20 protein-coding genes and 1 pseudogene are annotated in these 18774 nt (G+C 29.2%); 4 read left to right on the forward strand and 17 right to left on the reverse strand.

From position 1 onward, the window contains the following. Positions 1 to 45: 45 nt before the first annotated feature. Positions 46 to 537 (forward strand): Holliday junction resolvase RecU, encoded by a 492-nt coding sequence (locus ELUMI_RS03680; protein WP_025734569.1) that lies wholly within the window; start codon positions 46 to 48, stop codon positions 535 to 537. Between the two features lie 53 nt (positions 538 to 590). Here ELUMI_RS03680 and ELUMI_RS03685 read toward each other — a convergent pair whose 3' ends face one another. The 7 genes from ELUMI_RS03685 to ELUMI_RS03715 form a co-directional block, all read right to left on the reverse strand. After that, positions 591 to 863 (reverse strand): HU family DNA-binding protein, encoded by a 273-nt coding sequence (locus ELUMI_RS03685; protein ID WP_025734568.1) that lies wholly within the window; start codon positions 861 to 863, stop codon positions 591 to 593. After that, entirely contained in the window at positions 856 to 1866 is a 1011-nt protein-coding gene (locus tag ELUMI_RS03690) for an NAD(P)H-dependent glycerol-3-phosphate dehydrogenase (RefSeq protein WP_025734567.1), read from the reverse strand. The genes ELUMI_RS03685 and ELUMI_RS03690 overlap by 8 nt, the downstream gene beginning before the upstream one ends. Then, positions 1866 to 3176 (reverse strand): ribosome biogenesis GTPase Der, encoded by a 1311-nt coding sequence (der, locus tag ELUMI_RS03695; RefSeq protein ID WP_025734566.1) that lies wholly within the window; start codon positions 3174 to 3176, stop codon positions 1866 to 1868. The genes ELUMI_RS03690 and der overlap by 1 nt, the downstream gene beginning before the upstream one ends. After that, a complete protein-coding gene (gene cmk / locus ELUMI_RS03700; protein WP_025734565.1) occupies positions 3176 to 3844 on the reverse strand; it encodes a (d)CMP kinase in 669 nt (222 codons plus the stop codon). The genes der and cmk overlap by 1 nt, the downstream gene beginning before the upstream one ends. A gap of 10 nt (positions 3845 to 3854) precedes the next feature. Further along, a complete protein-coding gene (locus ELUMI_RS03705) occupies positions 3855 to 4556 on the reverse strand; it encodes an SH3 domain-containing protein (protein WP_025734564.1) in 702 nt (233 codons plus the stop codon). A gap of 63 nt (positions 4557 to 4619) precedes the next feature. Next, positions 4620 to 5432, reverse strand: a complete 813-nt coding sequence (locus ELUMI_RS03710; RefSeq protein ID WP_025734563.1) for an ECF transporter S component — start codon at positions 5430 to 5432, stop codon at positions 4620 to 4622. A gap of 74 nt (positions 5433 to 5506) precedes the next feature. Further along, on the reverse strand, positions 5507 to 6208 hold the full coding sequence (locus tag ELUMI_RS03715; RefSeq protein ID WP_025734562.1) for an ECF transporter S component: 702 nt from the start codon (positions 6206 to 6208) through the stop codon (positions 5507 to 5509). A gap of 72 nt (positions 6209 to 6280) precedes the next feature. Here ELUMI_RS03715 and ELUMI_RS03720 point away from each other — a divergent pair, with 72 nt between their 5' ends. Further along, the gene (locus ELUMI_RS03720) at positions 6281 to 6841 is read left to right on the forward strand and encodes an inorganic diphosphatase (RefSeq protein ID WP_025734561.1); all 561 of its coding nucleotides are present in this window, start codon (positions 6281 to 6283) and stop codon (positions 6839 to 6841) included. Between the two features lie 63 nt (positions 6842 to 6904). Here ELUMI_RS03720 and ELUMI_RS03725 read toward each other — a convergent pair whose 3' ends face one another. The 10 genes from ELUMI_RS03725 to ELUMI_RS03770 all read right to left on the reverse strand — a co-directional run bounded on the left by ELUMI_RS03725 (position 6905) and on the right by ELUMI_RS03770 (position 15799). Then, complete coding sequence (locus ELUMI_RS03725; RefSeq protein ID WP_025734560.1) at positions 6905 to 7684, reverse strand: hypothetical protein; 780 nt, start codon at positions 7682 to 7684, stop codon at positions 6905 to 6907. A gap of 38 nt (positions 7685 to 7722) precedes the next feature. Then, complete coding sequence (locus ELUMI_RS03730; protein WP_025734559.1) at positions 7723 to 8433, reverse strand: YebC/PmpR family DNA-binding transcriptional regulator; 711 nt, start codon at positions 8431 to 8433, stop codon at positions 7723 to 7725. A gap of 179 nt (positions 8434 to 8612) precedes the next feature. Beyond that, entirely contained in the window at positions 8613 to 9476 is an 864-nt protein-coding gene (locus ELUMI_RS03735; protein WP_025734558.1) for a TMEM164 family acyltransferase, read from the reverse strand. 217 nt (positions 9477 to 9693) lie between these two features. Then, the gene (locus ELUMI_RS03740; protein ID WP_025734557.1) at positions 9694 to 10092 is read right to left on the reverse strand and encodes a PTS-dependent dihydroxyacetone kinase phosphotransferase subunit DhaM; all 399 of its coding nucleotides are present in this window, start codon (positions 10090 to 10092) and stop codon (positions 9694 to 9696) included. After that, positions 10092 to 10688: a dihydroxyacetone kinase subunit DhaL gene (dhaL, locus tag ELUMI_RS03745; RefSeq protein ID WP_025734556.1), complete on the reverse strand. Its 597-nt coding sequence runs from the start codon at positions 10686 to 10688 to the stop codon at positions 10092 to 10094. Before dhaL ends, ELUMI_RS03740 begins: the two co-directional genes overlap by 1 nt. Before the next feature lie 2 nt (positions 10689 to 10690). Then, positions 10691 to 11689, reverse strand: coding sequence for a dihydroxyacetone kinase subunit DhaK (gene dhaK / locus ELUMI_RS03750; protein ID WP_025734555.1), 999 nt, complete (start codon positions 11687 to 11689; stop codon positions 10691 to 10693). Positions 11690 to 11807: 118 nt separating this feature from the next. Then, positions 11808 to 12806: a dihydroxyacetone kinase subunit DhaK gene (gene dhaK / locus ELUMI_RS03755; protein ID WP_025734554.1), complete on the reverse strand. Its 999-nt coding sequence runs from the start codon at positions 12804 to 12806 to the stop codon at positions 11808 to 11810. A 37-nt stretch (positions 12807 to 12843) separates the two neighbouring features. Then, complete coding sequence (locus ELUMI_RS03760) at positions 12844 to 13989, reverse strand: AEC family transporter (RefSeq protein WP_025734553.1); 1146 nt, start codon at positions 13987 to 13989, stop codon at positions 12844 to 12846. 53 nt (positions 13990 to 14042) lie between these two features. Then, on the reverse strand, positions 14043 to 15011 hold the full coding sequence (locus tag ELUMI_RS03765) for an NAD-dependent epimerase/dehydratase family protein (RefSeq protein ID WP_025734552.1): 969 nt from the start codon (positions 15009 to 15011) through the stop codon (positions 14043 to 14045). Between the two features lie 176 nt (positions 15012 to 15187). After that, positions 15188 to 15799 carry a deoxynucleoside kinase gene (locus ELUMI_RS03770; RefSeq protein WP_025734551.1) on the reverse strand — a complete coding sequence of 204 codons (612 nt, stop codon included), beginning with the start codon at positions 15797 to 15799 and terminating at the stop codon, positions 15188 to 15190. Between the two features lie 256 nt (positions 15800 to 16055). Here ELUMI_RS03770 and ELUMI_RS03780 point away from each other — a divergent pair. Then, a pseudogene (locus ELUMI_RS03780) lies at positions 16056 to 16880 on the forward strand (ABC transporter ATP-binding protein). Next, on the forward strand, positions 16880 to 18643 hold the full coding sequence (locus tag ELUMI_RS03785) for an ABC transporter permease (protein WP_100618551.1): 1764 nt from the start codon (positions 16880 to 16882) through the stop codon (positions 18641 to 18643). Before ELUMI_RS03780 ends, ELUMI_RS03785 begins: the two are co-directional and overlap by 1 nt. The last annotated feature ends 131 nt before the right edge of the window (positions 18644 to 18774 follow it).

Genomic DNA, 18774 nt, shown 5'->3' on the forward strand with positions numbered 1-18774 from the left:
TCCATCATTTATTTTAACATTTTTCTAATCTATATAGGGGTGAATATGCAACCATTAAACCAACAAGGGATGTTTTTAGAAACAATTCTCAATCTGACGCATGAAAAATTTAAAATCGACAATGAATGTTTAGTCATTAAAATTCCAACTAATTGAGTAATTACCAAAGCCAATGATCATTCATTTTTAAAGCATGAGGCTTGTGATTACATTGGTAATTATCAAGGCTATTATTTTGAATTTGAAGCCAAAGAAACTTATAAAAATTTTTTTGATTGAAAAATGATCAGAAAAAGTCAAATTTTAAAAATGAATCAAATTATTCAAAATCAAGGAATTGCTTTTTTGATTATTTATTTTGGGGAACATGACAGTTTTTATTTTGTTGATTATCTATTTTTAAAAACTTGAGTTGAAACAAATCAACAACATATCCCATATGAATGATTTGAACTGAACACGCAAAAAATTTATTTAAACAGTCAATTAAAATTAGATTATTTAAATTGTTTAAAAATGCAAATTGCAAAAAAATAAAGTTACCAATTTAGTTATTGGTAACTTTATTTTTTATCCTAATTTTTAAATGATTAATTTAATGATTCTTTTAATTGTTTAGCTTGTTTGAATTTAGCTGATTTAGAAGCAGCGATTGTAATTTTTGCTTTAGTTGCTGGGTTAATTCCTTCACGTGCATCACGTGCAGCAACTGAAAATTTACCAAAATTTGCAATTGAAACTTCTTCTCCACTTTTTAAGCTTTTAGCAATTTCATCAAATATTAATGTAATGATTCTTTCACTTTGAGCCTTTGATAAGTTTTCAGTATTAATTACTATTTCTGCGATTTCTTTTTTAGTCATTTGTTTTTTCCTCTTTCATTTTTAAAAAATTGTTGACCAGAATAATTGGTCTTTTGTAGTTAAATAAAATTTCGTATAGGTTTTTAAAAACCTCCGAACTGATATTAAACTCAACAAACATATTATAAGCAACTTTCGTCGCATTTACACCTTCAACTGTAATTTTATGATTTTCTATTGTCATTTGAGGGTTATTTTCTTTGGCGATTAATTGACCAAGCGAATAATTTCTTGACTTTGTTGAGGTCGCAGTTAAAATTAAATCTCCTAATCCGGCAAAATTGAGAAAAGTTTCCATTTTTGCCCCGAATTTTTTGGCAATTTCATAGATTTCTTGCAGGCCAACTGTAATTAAGGATGCACGAGCATTATCACCAATCCCCATTCCATCAAAAATTCCACTTCCAATCGCAATCGCGTTTTTCAAGGCAGCTCCAATTTCACAACCGGCTAAATCATCTCAAGGGGAAACTGCAAAATATTCATTTCTAAAAATTGGGGCTAAATCTGTCGCTATTTTCAGATCATCACTAACCAGCATCACACCAGTTGGTTTTCTATTTGCCACTTCACTAGCGATTGAAGGCCCATAAATCGCAGCATAAGCGATTAAAAGCTCAGATTTAGCAAATTCTTTTTTCACAAGCGTTGATAACAATCCTAAACTTTCTTCTTCTAGTCCTTTGGCTGTGTTAATCACAATAACTTTGTGATTAAGAATTTTTAAAATATCTGCAATCACAGATTTTAAAGCTTTAGAAGGAACTCCTAAAATCAGAATTTCTGTTTTAGCTAAAGCAGCTGCTAAATCTGTTGTTGCTTTGATTTTTTCATTAAATTTTAAGTCATTAAAAAAGGTCGAATTACGGTGATAAATATTAAGATCATCAACTTGTTGTTCAACGATTCCGTACATCACAACATCATGTCCATTATCTGCTAAAACGTTTGCCAAACATGTGCCATATGCACCAGTTCCAATAATTGTAATTTGTTTTTTCATTATTTTCTCTCCCTAAAGATTAGTGTAATTGGTACACCTTCAAAACCAAATTGTAATCTAATTTGGTTTTCTAAAAACCGTTTGTATGAGAAGTGGACATAATGTGGGTTATTTACAAACATGACAAATGTTGGTAAATAAGCTTCAACTTGAGAACCATAATAAATTCTTAACCTTCCACCATTATGATCAGGAGCTGGATTGACAAGTTGAGCACGGTTTAAAATTTCATTAAAAACAGATGTTTTAATGGTTTTTTTCAACATTTCATTAATGTGATCAACAGCATCATAAATTTTTCCAATTCTAATTTTGTCATGAGCTGAGATAAAAATAATTTTGGCATATTGTAAATATTTAAAATAACTTCTAATCTCTTCTTCTTTTTCTAAAATCGCTTTTTCTTTATTTTTAACTAAATCTCATTTATTAACAGCAATGATAATTGGTTTGTGTTCAGTGAAAGCTAGACCACCAATATTTGTATCTTGATCAGTGATGCTTTGTGTTCCATCAATCATCAAAACGACAATATCAGCATTAGAAATTGAACCAAGACTTCTTAAGTAACTATATTTTTCAATCCCATCATAAATTTTTCCTTTTTTACGAATCCCAGCTGTATCAATCAAAACATATTTTTTATTATTATATTGAACTTGGGTATCAACAGAATCCAGAGTAGTTCCAGCGATGTCAGAAACAATCATGCGCTCTTCTCCAACCAAAGAATTTACCAAAGAAGATTTACCAACATTTGGTTTTCCAATAATTGCAATTTTGGGTGTATCATCTTTTTGAGTATTTTCAACTTTTGGTAATTGATAAACAACCGCATCAAGTAAATCTCCAATCCCAATTCCGTGTGTTGATGAGGCCATAATTGGATTTCCAAATCCCAATGACATAAATTCGAACATATCATTGTCAGAACCTTTTTTATCATATTTATTGACAACTAAAATAATTGGTTTTTTGGTTTTATATAAAATTTTTGCAATCATATGATCTTGGTCAGTTAAACCTTCTTTGAAATTTAAAGCAAAAATAATCACATCGGCTTCTTGCATTGCGATTTCGGCTTGAATTTTAATTTCTTTGGCAAAAATTTCATCAGCTAAAGTAATTCCTCCAGTATCAATGACAAGAAATTCTCTTGTCAGTCATTCAGCATTCCCATAAATTCTGTCTCTAGTTACTCCTGGTATGTCTTCAACGATTGATTTTTGTTCACGAATAATTCTATTGAATAATGATGATTTACCAACATTTGGTCGCCCGACAATTGCGACGATACTTTTTTTTGCCATTATTTTTCCCTCTTTATTTCTTTGATTTTGTTGATGATCAGCTCGACTGTTTGTTCTAATGTTAAATTGGAGTTATCAATGTATCAAGCATCTTTGGTTAAGACCAATGGTCCATCCTGACGATTTTTATCATTGAAATCTCTTGCAATAATCATTTTTTCAATTTCTTCAACATGCATATCCAAAATGTTGTTTGCAACATTTTGGGCATACCTTCTTTGGGCTCTAATTTTAGGTGAACAATCGAGATAAATTTTTAAATCAGCATTGGGTAAAACCACACTTGTAATATCGCGACCAATCGCAATTGTGCCTGGAACATTCCCGATTTGACGTTGTTTTTCAACCATCATTGCTCGCACTTCAGGAATAACTGTCACCTTATTAATTGCTTTTAACACATCACTACTTTGTAATTGTTCAGTCACATTTTCATCATTCAAAAACACTAAATCATTTTGAACTTTGTAATTAAATTGAGGAATTAAACCAATGATTTCTTGGGAATGTGAAAAGTTAATTTTTGCTTTTAAACCAAATAATGTAAAAGCTCGATACATTAAACCAGTGTCAATAAAATTATACCCAAGTTGCTGGGCAACTTTTTTCATTGTTTCACTTTTACCAGAACCAGCAGTTCCATCAACAGCAATAATTAATTCTTTCATATATTCCTTTCTAAAAAATAAACGGCAAAGCAATTGCCACAATCATTCCAATTAACAAGATTGGAGCAGAAATTAAAAATCATTTATACTTAATTTTATATTTACTTTTTTGCATATTTATTTCAGCCACTTTATGGTGCATTTGAGCTTTGGTTTCTTTCACCAAAGTCAGAACTTCGACATCTTTATTTTGCTGAATTAAAGTTTCTAAAGTTCGAGAGTCTTGAAATGGATTGGAAGCAATACCAATGTCATTGCTATTTTTTTTAGCTCAAGCTTCTAATTTTTGTCCTCTTTCTTCAATGATTTTTTTCATTCGATCCAGTAGATTTTGTAAAGATAAGGAAGATAAAACATCTTGTGAAATTTTAGCTTCTATTTTTGCATTTAAATCATTACTTGAGTCATCATCATTTACTTGATTAGCTTTGATTAAAAGATTTAAATATTCTTCTAAAATTTGTTGATTTTCAGGATTGATAATTTTTTTAGAATGATCATTTTCCACATAAAAATTAACAGTTTTTAAAGTTGTATTTATTTCGTCTAAAACTTCAGTAAAATGGTTTTTATCAATCGCATTTAAAGCATCGGTGATTGATGATAAGTAGCGACTGTTTTGGGTTTGCAATTTCAAAATTTCAATTTGTTTGTTAGTCGAGGCAATAGTGTCTTTATGAATTTCTTTTCTCGATACAAATTGATCTGACATAAACTACCTCACTTATCTTAACTTAATTAATTATACTAAAAACCATAAGAATATAGTTTTCTTTTAACGATATCGGTGATTAATCGGGCGCATTCTCACTTCAATGAAAAAGAATGTTGTATAAGCAATAGCAAATCTTAAGAAATTCATTCCTAAAACCACACCAATAATTGTTCAGTTTAAATTCTCTCATTGAATGTGATCATGGTCATGGTCAGCATGAATGACCATGTTTTTGTCTTGAATAAACAAGGCAAAAACAAACAATAAAGTAGCAATAATTGTAGAAACAAAAAACATAATAATTAATGGAATAGTTCTCTTATATAAATCAATTTTTTTATTTGGATCTTTATGAATCGGTGAATTTTTAAAAGCAATATAAAAAACAAATCAAGTGGTTAAAACAATAATTGTATTTGTGATTGCATCAACTAAAATTTGCAATGGTAAGTGGTTCGGGTCAATCATCAAATGAATTCAAGGTTCAACAAAAGCGATCAGCATTCCGAACAAAGGTCCAACAACAGGCAGTGCTAAAAAAATCACTACAACATCAATAAATCTTGTTGATAATCGTAATTGTCCAATTGGAATGGCAATAATTTCTAAAGCCATATCAATAGCAGCGGCCGCCACTGAAAGGGCTAAAAATAGCGCGGTCAGCGAGATTTTTAAAATTAGATTTCGACGTGTATATTTAAAATGGTTTCTAATTCTAAAATCTTCTCTTGTGATGTAATCAACATTTCCTTTTGCATCATAATGCTTCTCGTCATGATAATGATCTTGTGTTTCTGAATGTTCTTTTTTAGCTTCATTCGTTTCAGTTAACAAATCAAAATCTTTTGGAGATTTTTTTTCTTTATTTTTCATGTATATTTATATCCTTGTATTTATAAAAATTATAAATAAGAAACTGAATTTTACAAGCACCATCTTTGAAAAAATTAAAATTGATAGTTTTTAATTAAGATTAAAACTGGTTTATATAGCAACATAAAAATGAAAACATTGATCGAATATTTGGCAATGTTTAATCCAAAAATAATTGGTAAATAACCGATTTGGGTTTCTTTGGGGGCGTTTCAAATATCTAATAAAAAACTTCAGTTCAATAATGTCCCAAAACCAGCTGTTAATAAAATAACAATGATGAAGATTGGGATTTGCAATCAAAAAACTTTGTTCAAAATATTCGGTGTTTTAAATTTAACCATTAAATATTTCACAATAAATAAAATGAAGGCAAAGATAATAATAAAATATGAATCAATTAAATCCATTGCTAATAATCCAACCCATTCATCCCCAAACACAACTCTAAATCAAGTGGTCATTTGAATAAAAAATATTGTATAAAATAGATTGGTGATCAAAAGAAAAATCAAGATTGTAAAAAAAGAAACTTCCAAAACAAAAAAACCATTAATTGGAACCATGCCAATCACAAATTTTGAAAACGCTGAAACAACAATATTCAAAGTTAACATCATTGAAATCAACGTAATCTTTTTAATTGATAACGAAAAATAATTTTTGATAATTATTTTTCGATTACGGCGGTTGATTTCTGAAGTGTCAAATTTGTTGCCTCAAATGTTTTTTAGATTTTTATTCGAGTTGATTTTAGGCTTTTTTTCTTTCTTCACACTTACATACTTCCATTGTTTATATTTTAAAGAAATTAATGTAAAATAATAGTCAAAAGGGAGAAAAATTAAATGAGTAAAAATGTTATTCCAATGATTGTTGAAATTCCTAAAGGTTCATCAAATAAATATGAAGTTGATGGAGTGAGTGGAAAAATTAAATTAGATCGTGTTTTATATGGGGCAAACTTCTATCCAGGAGAATATGGAATGGTTGAAAATACCTTAGATTGAGATGGTGATCCATTAGATGTAATCAGTTTATGTACTTACCCAACTCTACCAGGTGTTGAAGTTGATGTGCGTATTTTAGGTTCAATTAAAATGATTGATGCTGGAGAAATTGACACAAAATTATTTGGTGTTTTTAATGATGATCCAAGATTTAAATCATACGAAAAATTAAGTGATGTTCCACAACATTTACGTGATGAAATTGAAAATTTCTTCTTGCAATACAAAGCATTGCAAAAGAAAACAGTTGTGATCAATGGTTGAGGTGATCAAAAAGAAGCTTTACATGAATTAGAAGAATGTAAAGAAAGATTTGTTGAATACAAAGACCGTTTAGCAAAAGGCCAAAGAGATATGATTCTTGAAGAATGAAAAGCTAAAGGTTTAGGACAAGGTTAAAACCTTAGTTCAGAAAATAACTAATTTAAAAAAGAATCTCTAACGAGATTCTTTTTTCAATTCTTAATAAACAAATGGGCCAAACCATTTTGTGGTTTTTCTTCCCATATGGAGCAGTGGGTATTTATTTTCAATCGCCATTTGTCGAGCAGCAGTAAAATCAAAATGATATTCTGGTAACGTGTTTTTAAAAGCTAAAACTGTCTCTTGATTATAATTTAATTCAATTTGTTCTTTAATTTTTTTTGATAAAAGGTAATTCAACAAAAATAAAACCAGCACCACAAAGATTAAAATTGTTCAAATCGGAGTTATAAAAATGGTATATAAAGTATCTGAAAGATGAGTATTATCATCCATTAACATCGCACCAAAAGTTGTCACTGCTTGTAACACATATGCTAAAAAGAAAATTAATAACAGTGAGATGTTAAATCATTTAATGCTTAATTTATAAAAAATGATGCGACGATCTTTTTTGATTTCTTTGGCACTTAATCAAATTTTAGAAATAATATAATCCAATTCATAACCAACTGAAAGAAAAATCCGTTTACTAATTAAAATTTGTTTTTTATGTTTTTTTAAATTAGAAAAAAGTTTAGAGTGAGAATATTTATCAGTAAAAACTACTTCATAATCTTCTAAATTATTAAACTTTAAAAAACTTTGCACTAAATTTTCAATTGATTTGGAATCAATTACATCGTGAGCACTATTAATTGGGGGAACGATAATGTTGTTGTAAATGCGCAAATAAAAAAGATAACCCCCAGCAATGATCGCAATTAAGGTGGTATCTACAATTCATAGAATTAAATTTAAATTTCTGATTTGTTCCATAAATCAATTATAGAATAAAAAAACACTTTTCAGTGTTTCTATAAATCAACATTGTGATAAATGTTTTGCACATCTTCTAATTCTTCAAGTTTATCTAATAAAATTTTCAATTGATCGTTGTCAATTTCAGACAACTTAATGTTTGTATTAATTGAGATCATTTTTGTTTCTGCAACCAAATATTCTTTAACTCCTAATTCATCCAAAACTTTTTTTGCATGAGCAAATTCTTTGAATGGAGCATAAACGAAAACCACACCTTCATCGACTTCAACATCATCGACTTCAACATCATTAACCATTAAAATTTCAAGTACCGCATCAATTTCATAACCTTCAAAAGCAAAAACAGAACTGTCTTTAAATCCAAATAAAACTTTCCCTTCTGGGTTTCCATGGTTCTTATTTAGAACTTCACGAATATTGGCAGCGGCACGATTAACATTTGAAGTTAATGCTTCAATAATTAATGCACTACCACCAGGTCCTAGTGCTTCATAGCGATTAGTCACATAGTTTTCAGCATCTCCACCTTGAGCACGTTTAATTGCTCGTTGGATTACATCACTTGGAATTTGATTTTGCTTAGCTTTATCAATTAATGAACGTAACGCCAAATTGGCTGTTGGATCACTTCCTCCAGCTTTTGCCGCCATATAAATTTCTTTCGCTGCTCGACCATTTGCTGATGCTTTTTTAGCAGCAGTTTTAGCCATTGACGCTGCCCGAACTTCGTGTGCTCTTCCCATTATTACTCCTTTTTGTATTTTAAATCTTAATTTATTATATAAGAAAAAAGTTGATTTTAAGATTTGATTTTTACCTTCTTCCTTTGGAGTTTTTAAAAATCTCAATTTAAAAACATCCTGCATGTTAGCGCTAACATCAGGATGTTTTTGAGTTTTAAGATTAATTAATAATAAGATTTTTAAACTTTAATTTTAGCAATCAAGTTTTTGCAAATGGTTTTTAAATTTTGTTTAGTAAAAATTGTTTTCACATCCAAAATATCTTCACAAAGATTGAACTTAATTTTTTCAGTTCCGCAATTCGCATAAATCGGTCTGGTGAAATATAAAATAATTCAACTCACAATTAACAAAACTGGACCAAACACTAAAATCATTAAGAAGTATTGAACTAATAAACTTAGATAACCTAGACCCATATTATTGATGATTTGACCAAAAATATAGTTTGGTCCTCAATAACTTCCACTTGACTCTCCACTTGGAACTGGTTCAAGTGGGTTATGTCCATTTGGGACATAAGCCATATTTCAAATCATCACAAATGTTAATAAGAAGAAAGCAAAAGTATAAGATCTTCTAATCATTGTTCAATTGAATTGAGATTTGGTATAACCAAATAAGTAGATGTAAAAATAGGCAAAAAGAGTTATTAAATGTCCTAAATAAAATTGATAATACCAAAAAGAACTAAAACTATAACCCTCACCAACCGGAACAAAAATTGTTAAACCAGGGCCAATAATGGCCAAAGGCATAAAAAAATCTAATTGTAATTTAGTTGGAAAAATCATTAAAAAGATTGAGGTCCAAGCGAGAATATTACATAATTCTCAATACATAAAAGTACTTGGTTTAGCTTTGTTAAAGATGTCTTGTGTGACATAAAACGAAATTTGCACCACTAACATTCAAGTAATAATTACGATTCTGACTCAATATGTTTTGGTTGTTTTTGCTCAAAATTTATGAAAAACAAAAAGTGATCCCATTAAAATAACACTCACTAATAGAGCGACAATATATTCTGCTAAATGATTCATTAATTTACCTTGTTCGACATTTCTATATCTTAATTTATGTGTAAATTATTATAACTTAATCATTATTTTTTTGTTAGAATTTGATATAAAAAATTCTCTTTGTATCATGAGAACAATAAATAATTTATTGTCTTAATTTTGGATACAAAGAGAACTATTTTGATCTTAAATAGATACAATTTTTTTAACAAAAAATTCTGTTTTAATCGATATTTTATTAATACATTTGTTTTGTTTCTAAACTAATCAATTCACTTAATTGTTGACCTGTAAAATGTTCTTGATTATTAACAATAGCGATTAGTAAACTTTCGAAAAAGGGCCCATGATGAATTAAAATGTGTTTTTCAATTTCACTTGGTAAAAATGAAAGTGCCATTTCACTATTCATATATGAAGAACCTAAATCACAAATAATTAAAAGATCATTTTTATGATAAGTTTTTTCAATTTTTTCAGCAATTAGCGTTGGATCAGAACCAAAAACTTTTTGGTTCTGATCGAAAATTCCACCATAATAAGTTAATTGAAAATCTTCGGTTTTCATTTCACTTAATAATTCAATTGCTGATTTTGCTAAATCCTCAGAATGAGATACTACTAAAATATCAACCATTACACTACCTCATAAAGTGCTTCAAAAATAAAAGCGATTGATTGCGCACCTGGATCAACATGACCAACAGATCTGGGTCCAAGATATGATGCTCGCCCTTTTTTAGCAACCATTTCTTTAGTGTTTATAGCACCAATTTTAGCTGCAAGATATCCTTGTTCAAAAAACGCTTTCATTGGTAGATTAACATTATTTGATAGAGCATCAACAGCTGGATTTAATGCATCAACCATTGTTTTTTCACCAAGTTCTGCTTTACCAAATTGTTGTAAACTCATCGCCCCAGCATGAAATGCATGAGCAATTTCAGTTTGTGATAGACCTGTTCAAGTTTTACCTAAATTGATGAAAAAGGTTCCAATTAAAGGTCCTGAACTACCACCAATTTTTGACATTAAAATTAAGGCAATTTTTTTGAATAAAACACTTGGTTCAAGATCTTTAAGGTTTTGTTCATCATCAACAACGGCTTGAAAACCTCTCACCATATTTGTTCCATGATCTCCATCACCAATTGCTTGATCAAGGTCATTAAGTAAGCTTTTGTGCTCATCTAATTTATCCAATATTTTTTTAATAACACTTATATAATTCATTTTTATTCCATTCCAACCATTGCGGTTGTTACAACTTTTGCTTTTAAGAATTTTTTCAATTCAGCATCTAATTTGATCACTGAAAATGAAAAACCAACCATGTCAATTGCAGTCATATAATTACCAACAAATGACTTGATAATTTTAATTTCTTTTGCTTGTAAAATTTTGATCGCTTTTCTGGCAAGAATATTTAATTCCATCATTGGTGTTCCACCAAGTCCATTGACAATTAATCCAACTTCATCTCCTTTTTTAAGGTTTAAATATTGATCGATATGTTGCATAATGATTTCTGCAGATTCATCTGCAGTTTTCTGTTTTTCACGATGCAACCCAGGTTCACCATGAATTCCTAGACCAACTTCCATTTCTCCATCCGGAACAATTAATCCTGGTTTACCACTAGCTGGAACTGTACATCCACTTAAACTCACACCAAATGATGCGATGTTATCAATAGCTTTTTGAGCAATGCGTTTAACTTCTTGTAAATTCAAACCAGCTTCAGCAGCTGCTCCAGCAATTTTGTGAACAAAAATTGTTCCAATAATTCCGCGTTTTCCGGTTGTTGATGTTGAATTTTCCAAAGCAATATCATCATTGATGATTACTGTTTCGAGATTAATTCCTTCATCTTTTGCCATATCTGCTGCAATTTCAAAATTCATGACATCACCTGTATAATTTTTCACAAGTATTAACCCACCAGGTTTTCCAACAACGGTTTTGATTGCATCATAAATACGATCTGGTCCTGGGGATGTAAATATTTCCCCAAAAACAGCAGCATCAAGCATACCAGTCCCAACAAATCCTGCATGAGCTGGCTCATGTCCTGAACCTCCTCCAGAAATAAGTGCAACCTTATTTTTGTTGATGCTTTTACGTGTAATTACTTTTGAATCTGGTATGTTACTTAGGATTTCAGGGTTAGCCAAAACCAAACCTTCAATTACTTCAGTTACAATATCATCAATTTTGTTAATAAATTTTTTCATCTTATTCTCCTTAATTTTGTTTAAATAATTTTATTTTAAATGGATATTTTTCCTGAATAAACCATTTATTTAGGAAAAACTCCTTTTAATTATAAGACAAAAGAAAATCAATTAACATTTATTCAATCCCAACCAATGAACTTGTGATAACTTTTGCTTTTAAGAATTTTTTTAATTCATCATCTAATCGAATGACTGAAAATGAGAATCCAGCCATATCAATAGCAGTAATATAAACTCCAACAAATGATTTAAAAATTTTAACTTCTTTTGCTTGTAAAATTTTGATGGCTTTTCTAGCAAGAATATTTAATTCCATCATTGGTGTTCCACCAAGTCCGTTGACAATCAAAGCGACTTCATCACCTTTTTTTAGATTTAAATATTGATCAATATTTTTCATAATCATCTCTGCAGATTCATCTGCAGATTTTTGTTTTTCACGACGCAGTCCAGGTTCGCCATGATTTCCTAAACCAACTTCCATTTCTCCATCTGGAACAATAAAACCAGGTTTGCCGTTTGCTGGGACTGTTGAACCACTTAAACTAATTCCAAATGAAGCTGTATTATCAACAGCTTTTTGAGCAATACGTTTAACTTCTTGTAAATCTAAACCAGATTCAGCAGCTGCTCCAGCAATTTTTTGCACAAAAAGTGTTCCGATAATTCCGCGTTTTCCAGTTGTTGAATCAGAATTTACTAAAGCGATATCATCATTGATGATTACTGTTTCGATATTATACCCATCATCTTTGGCCATTTGTTCTGCCATGGCAAAATTCATGGTATCACCAGTATAATTTTTAACCAATAATAAACCACCAGGTTTTCCAACAACAGCTTGAATTCCATCATAAATTCGATCTGGACCCGGGGATGTAAATACTTCACCAAAAACAGCGGCATCTAACATTCCGATTCCGACAAATCCACCATGAGAAGGTTCGTGTCCTGAACCTCCACCTGAAATAACTGCGACTTTGTTTTTATTAATATTTTTTCTTGTAATAACTTTTGTATTTGGGACATGACTTAAAATTTCGGGATTAGCTAGCACTAATCCATCAATTACTTCAGTGACAATGTCCTCAATTTTATTAATGAATTTCTTCATTTTTTTCTCCTTAATTTACTTTAAATTTTAAATTGTTTTATGCTAAGAAAACATTCATTTCAAGTGCTAAACTTGTCCCAAAAACCATCCATAAAGGAAGACTTATAAATGAGAATAGAATTGAAAATGAAATACTTTGAGAGACTAATTCAGGTTCTCGTTTGTTTAAAATTGCATAACTAACTAGCGCGGTGGCTGTTGGAGAAGCAATGATCGACATGATTGCCATATAAGACATAATAGTAATTCTATATCCTCCACTCGCTTTTCCGATTCATGCAAAGAATGCAGTGATCAAGAAGAAAATAAATGGTACTAAGATGTTTTTTAATCCCACTGCATATCAAACTATTTTTTGTTTTAAAGCAACTTTTCAAACAACTTTACCAATTGTTACTCCAATTGCTAATCAAGCAAGTGGAGCAGCTAGAGCACTAATTAATTTTAAAATTTTGTCAAATCCTGGAATGTATTGATCAAATCTAGTGATCGAAACATATTTGCTTGGGTCAGCTAAACTCGGAACAAAATCAATTCCTGGAATTAATTGGAAAATCCATAATGTAAATCCAATTAATGATGCTCCTAAAACTGGGTTACTAATAAATGGCTTGATTGATTTTCAATTTCAAGTAAATTTATATTTTCTTTCATGAGCAACTGCTAGATTATCAGTTTTTTCAATAATTGGTTTTTGAAAAAAGTGTTGAGCAGCAGTTGCTAAAAAGATTCAAAATGAAATTTGAAAGACACTAGTGATAATTCCAATCACTTTTTGATCTTGGGCACTTGAAAATGCTGCATTTAAAATTGGAAATCCAAAAAATAAACCAGCTGGAAGCACCACAACCATACTTAAACTCAAGGTTCTGGACATATTCGATTTTAAAAAGAAATATTTTGCTAAAAATGTCATTGGAACATAAAAGACAAAACCAATCAAAATGATGATTAAGATTTCTCCAATTTCAATTCCTTTGGTATCAACCATAAAACTATTTAAAGCTAAAGCTGGGATGGCAATAACTAAATCAATTCGACTTAAAACCTTTTCTCACCCACTGGCGATGATTTTTTTCTTTTCAATAAAATAACCAACACCAATAATGACAATGGCGGCAAGCAAAACTGATCAAAAAGCAAAATTTTGAAATGTTGCTTCTATCAATTTTTGAAAATTCATAATATTTTTATCAAATAATTTTTGAATTTTATACTAGATATAAATTTTAAAAATTATTTTGCCCCCTCATTTTTTAATTTGATTCTTAAATTAGTTAAAATGATTTCAGTCATTTGATCCAAACCAATTTTTGGATCTAAACCTCATTCTTTTCTTGCTCAACTGTCATCCATATGTTGAGGTCATGAATCAGCGATTGCTTGACGAACCGGGTCTAATTTATACGTGATTTTAAAATCAGGAATAAATTTTTTGATTGAAGCAGCAATGTCTTCTGGGGTTGCGTAGAAAGTTGTCACATTAAATCCATTGCGGTGGGTTAATTTCTTTTCGTCAGTATTTAAAAATTTTAAAACTTGATCAACTGCGTCATCGACATACATAAAGTCCAACATTGTATCTGGACGTAAATAACATTCATAACTACCTTTTTCAATCGCATCAAAATAAATTGCTACAGCATAATCTGTAGCTCCTTGACCAGGTCTCACTTTATATGAAACCAAACGTCCAAAACGGACTGAACGAGCATCAACTCCGTGATTTCAGTGATAGTAATTGGCAAGCATTTCACCAGCATATTTACTTGCTCCATAAATTGTGATCGGATGCATAAATGTATCTTGTGGTGTATTAAAACGTGGTTGAGCATCAACTCCATATGCTGCAACTGAAGATGGGAAAAAGAATTGTGCTTTCAATTCTTTTGCAATTTCCAATCCATTAATAATTGAACCTGTGTTCAAACTTCATGCAAAAACAGGGTCCTTTTCTGAACTCACTGACAATAATGATGCTAAATGAATAATTGCATCAACTTTGTATTTATGGGCTAATTCTCTAAAACGTTTGACATCAGTGACATCTAATTCTTCAAAAATACCTTCTGTGGCATTAGCACTATCTGGTTTAATTTTGATATCTGTGGCAATCACATTATCTTTTCCTAAATCTTTTCTAAGTCTTGCTGTAAATTCATTTCCAACTTGACCATTTGCTCCTGTAATTAAAACTTTTTTCATAGTTTCTCCTTCTTACACTTGAATAGTTTACGAGATTAAAAAACATCATAAAGTTATGACTATAATTTCAGTATTTTACAACCTCTAAGATGATTGTGGTTTGAATTTGAGTAGAAGTAAAGGTGTTTTATTTTCTAAAAAAAATTTTCTATTTTAAATAGAAAATTTTCCACTAATTATTGTTTATTTTGGAGATTATCAATGTTTTTATAAATCAAATCCATTTTTGAATTTAGATCATCAGTGTTAGCATCAATAACCACAAAATTAAAATGTTCTTTTCTTAAATTAAAATAATCATCATAACGTTTATTTAATGTTTCTCAATATTGTCTTGGGGTTTGTAATTCTGCTTTGATCCCACGTTCTTTAATTCGTTCAATTGCTTTATCAGTTGTAACTTTTAAATAAATCACTAAGTCAAATTCATTCCGACTACCAAGTGAAGGAATAATCACTTGTTCATAAAAATCATTGTATGTTTTAAAATCAATATCATTCATTGTTCCTAAATCATGGTTAACTTTAACAAAAATTGGGTCTTCTAAAATTGTGCGATCAAAAATTACATTTTTCAAAGCTTTAGCTTGAGTTAATTGTTGACTGCGAGCAGTCAACATATAAATTTGCATTTTAAAGACATGTGCTTTCATATCACGATAATAATCCTCAAAATAAGGATTTTGTTCAATTGGTTCAGGAAAAATTTCATATCCATATTTTTCAGAAATTAAATTAGAGACTGTTGATTTCCCAGCCCCGACTGTTCCAAAAATTGCTATTCTCATTTGCTTTTCTCCTTTGAATTTGGTTTTATGATAAAGTTATTGGTTTGATTATGCTATTCACTTTATTGTTTTTAATATTGATAAACATCGAAATGGTTTCAATATCTATAATAACATTTCATAAGAAAATTTAGAACTGAAAAAGTGCATTTTTTGATTATAAAAATGCCCATTTGGAAAATTTTTCAAATAATGTAAAATAAGTTAGAGAGTTTGCTAATAATTAACTAGTAAATTCATAGAAGGAACATTTAAATTGAATAAAAATATAGAAACTAACTCAGTTATTGAATTTAGAGAAATAACAAAACTTTTTAAAGAAGGTAGGGGTATTCAAAACATCTCTTTTGATATCTCAAAAGAAAATAATGTTGTTGGTTTAATCGGAAACAATGGGGCTGGTAAAACAACTTTATTGAAGACACTTTTTAAAGAATATACTGCATAAAGTGGTCAAATTTTAATTAATGGGGAACCATTAGAAAATAAGCATTTGAAACAAATGGCTTTTTTCCCAGATCAAAATAACTATCCCAAACATTTTAATATTATTGAATTTGCAAAATTTTCAGCTGAATTGAAAAGCATCAAACCTAAAGAATATGCTGAGAAATTAGAAAAATTAATTAGATTTTTAAAATTAGAAGAGCTAAGAAAAAGTAAATTTACCAAACTTTCTGCTGGACAACAAAAACGAGCATTATTACTAAGTGTTTTAATAACTAATCCTAAAATCATCGCTTTAGATGAGCCGACTGCTAATTTAGATGTTGATGCGAGGATGGAATTTCAAGAAATATTAAAAACATTAGCAAACGATTTAAAAATTTCAATTATTATTACAAGTCATATTATTGATGAAATGGAAAATTTAATTAATAAAGTAGTTTTAATTAAAGATGGGCAAATTGTTTATGACAATAATTATTCCCTTATCAAAGATGGAAAATTAGAAGTATTATATAAAGATTATGTTACTCATTCAAGAAAACAAATTAAAGATATCAATCAAAAAAATCAAGATAATAAACCTAATGTATCTTCATTAGTGGATATTTTACAGGGCGGAGATAAAGAATAATGATGCAATTAACAATTTTTAAATATTTTTATCGATCAACTTTAAAATCTAAATTCTTGTGAATTAGTTCTGTTTTGTTTGGGTTAATCTTTTTGATTATATTATCAATTTTCACATTTGCATTGCAAGGAGATTCGATCGTTTTAACTCAATGATCTTCTTTGGAAATGATTCTCTTATTTTTAATAGCGATAGCTCAAATAACAGCAATGAACCTTTATATCTTTTCTAAATATTTTTCTAATTCTAAAAAAGATGGGACTATGAGTCTTGAAATTAGAAGTGGTATTTCTAAAACTAAAATATTTTTTGAAAGAATACTTTTATCCAAAGCATGAACAATTGGAATGTATATTTTTTTCACAATGATTGTTTTAATTTTTGGTTTATCAACTTCTTCTTTGGTTTATTCAACCTTTCTTATGAATTTATCAGTGGGTTTCATTGTTGTATTCTTGTATGATCTATTTTTAACAGCAATATTGGCTACTTTGTCAACATTTAGTTTAAATCTTTCCCTAGGAATGTTCGGAGTTTTAATCTTTTTATTAAGTGGTATAACTCCACTAGTTCCATCAATTGGACAAATGATTGATAAAACATGAACTAGTCATTATACAACTTCTAAAAAAGCATATAATGATTATGAATCATACATAATTGCAAATGATGTAAGAACTTTAGCAAATAAAAATCCTGGTGGATTTACTGAAAAAATGTTAAATTCTTACCCTAGTTTAAAAGATTCAATATCATGAAGAAAGAATTATAATGGCACTGCAAGTGATAAGTATGTTCCATTGACTGAAAAAGAAATTTATGACATTGGTATTTCTGGTCTTTTAACTGAGTTTACGGATGGAATTGATAGAGATAACAAAGGACGTCATTATAAATACAATGATAATAATGAATTTAAAAATAGTGACATTTTGAAACATTTAAATGACGTAAAGGGAATTTTTCCTCAACAAGTTTATAACTCATCTAATTACTACGGGGAAAAAACTTGAGAAAAAAGTTTCTATCACACAATTACTCCATCAAGACCTAATCTAAAATTTGATTTTGCTTTTGATTCAAAATACGGTTTTAATAACTTATATAAAAAATTAAACGAAAATGAACAAGATCAAGAAAAGAAAGAATTTTATAAAATTATTGATAGAATTATTAAAAATTCTTTTGTAATATTTAATGGTGATCACATGTTTTTAGATTCAAGAAACTGAGATGATTGAAATATAATTATCAATAAAAATGGTTCAAACGAACAAGACAAGAACAAGTGATTAGAGAACGTAACTATTACAGTTGGAGCTAGAATGTATCAAACAGCTTTTATTAAAGCAATAAATTCAGCCATTAACTTACCTTATCCAGTCAATCAAAATAATGTAGAACAAGATTTAAGTACTTATTATTACAAAACAAAAATTGATTCATATATGAATCCTTGAACTATGTTCAATAAAATACTGAGTGCTAACTATTATGGTGATGATCTTATTGGAAATAGAATAGAACAAGAAGCATTTAATAAATCATGAGTAGATAAAGAAGTAATTCTCGAACTTAACAATAACAAAGAAGGTAAAAATGAAATTTTTAATGACCTAAATTCTTCTAATTTTGTAAAACTAGAAATTAAAGATAAAGTTTTTAACCCAATTATAGCAATTGTTGTGTATGGGTTAATACTGATTTTAATAACTATTGGAACATTTTTCATCTTTAATTTAAAAATGAAAAAAGAACACTAAATGAAGATTTTGAATTAATAAAATAAAACTCAAAACCTAATTTTAATTGATAAAAATGCTATTATTTGGCATTTTTATCAATTTTTTGATTTAATTTAAGATTTTTATTTTGAATTTCTTGCTTTTTTTAT

Origin of the sequence: Williamsoniiplasma luminosum, assembly GCF_002803985.1 — a bacterium.
Classification (GTDB): domain Bacteria; phylum Bacillota_I; class Bacilli_A; order Mycoplasmatales; family Mycoplasmataceae; genus Williamsoniiplasma; species Williamsoniiplasma luminosum.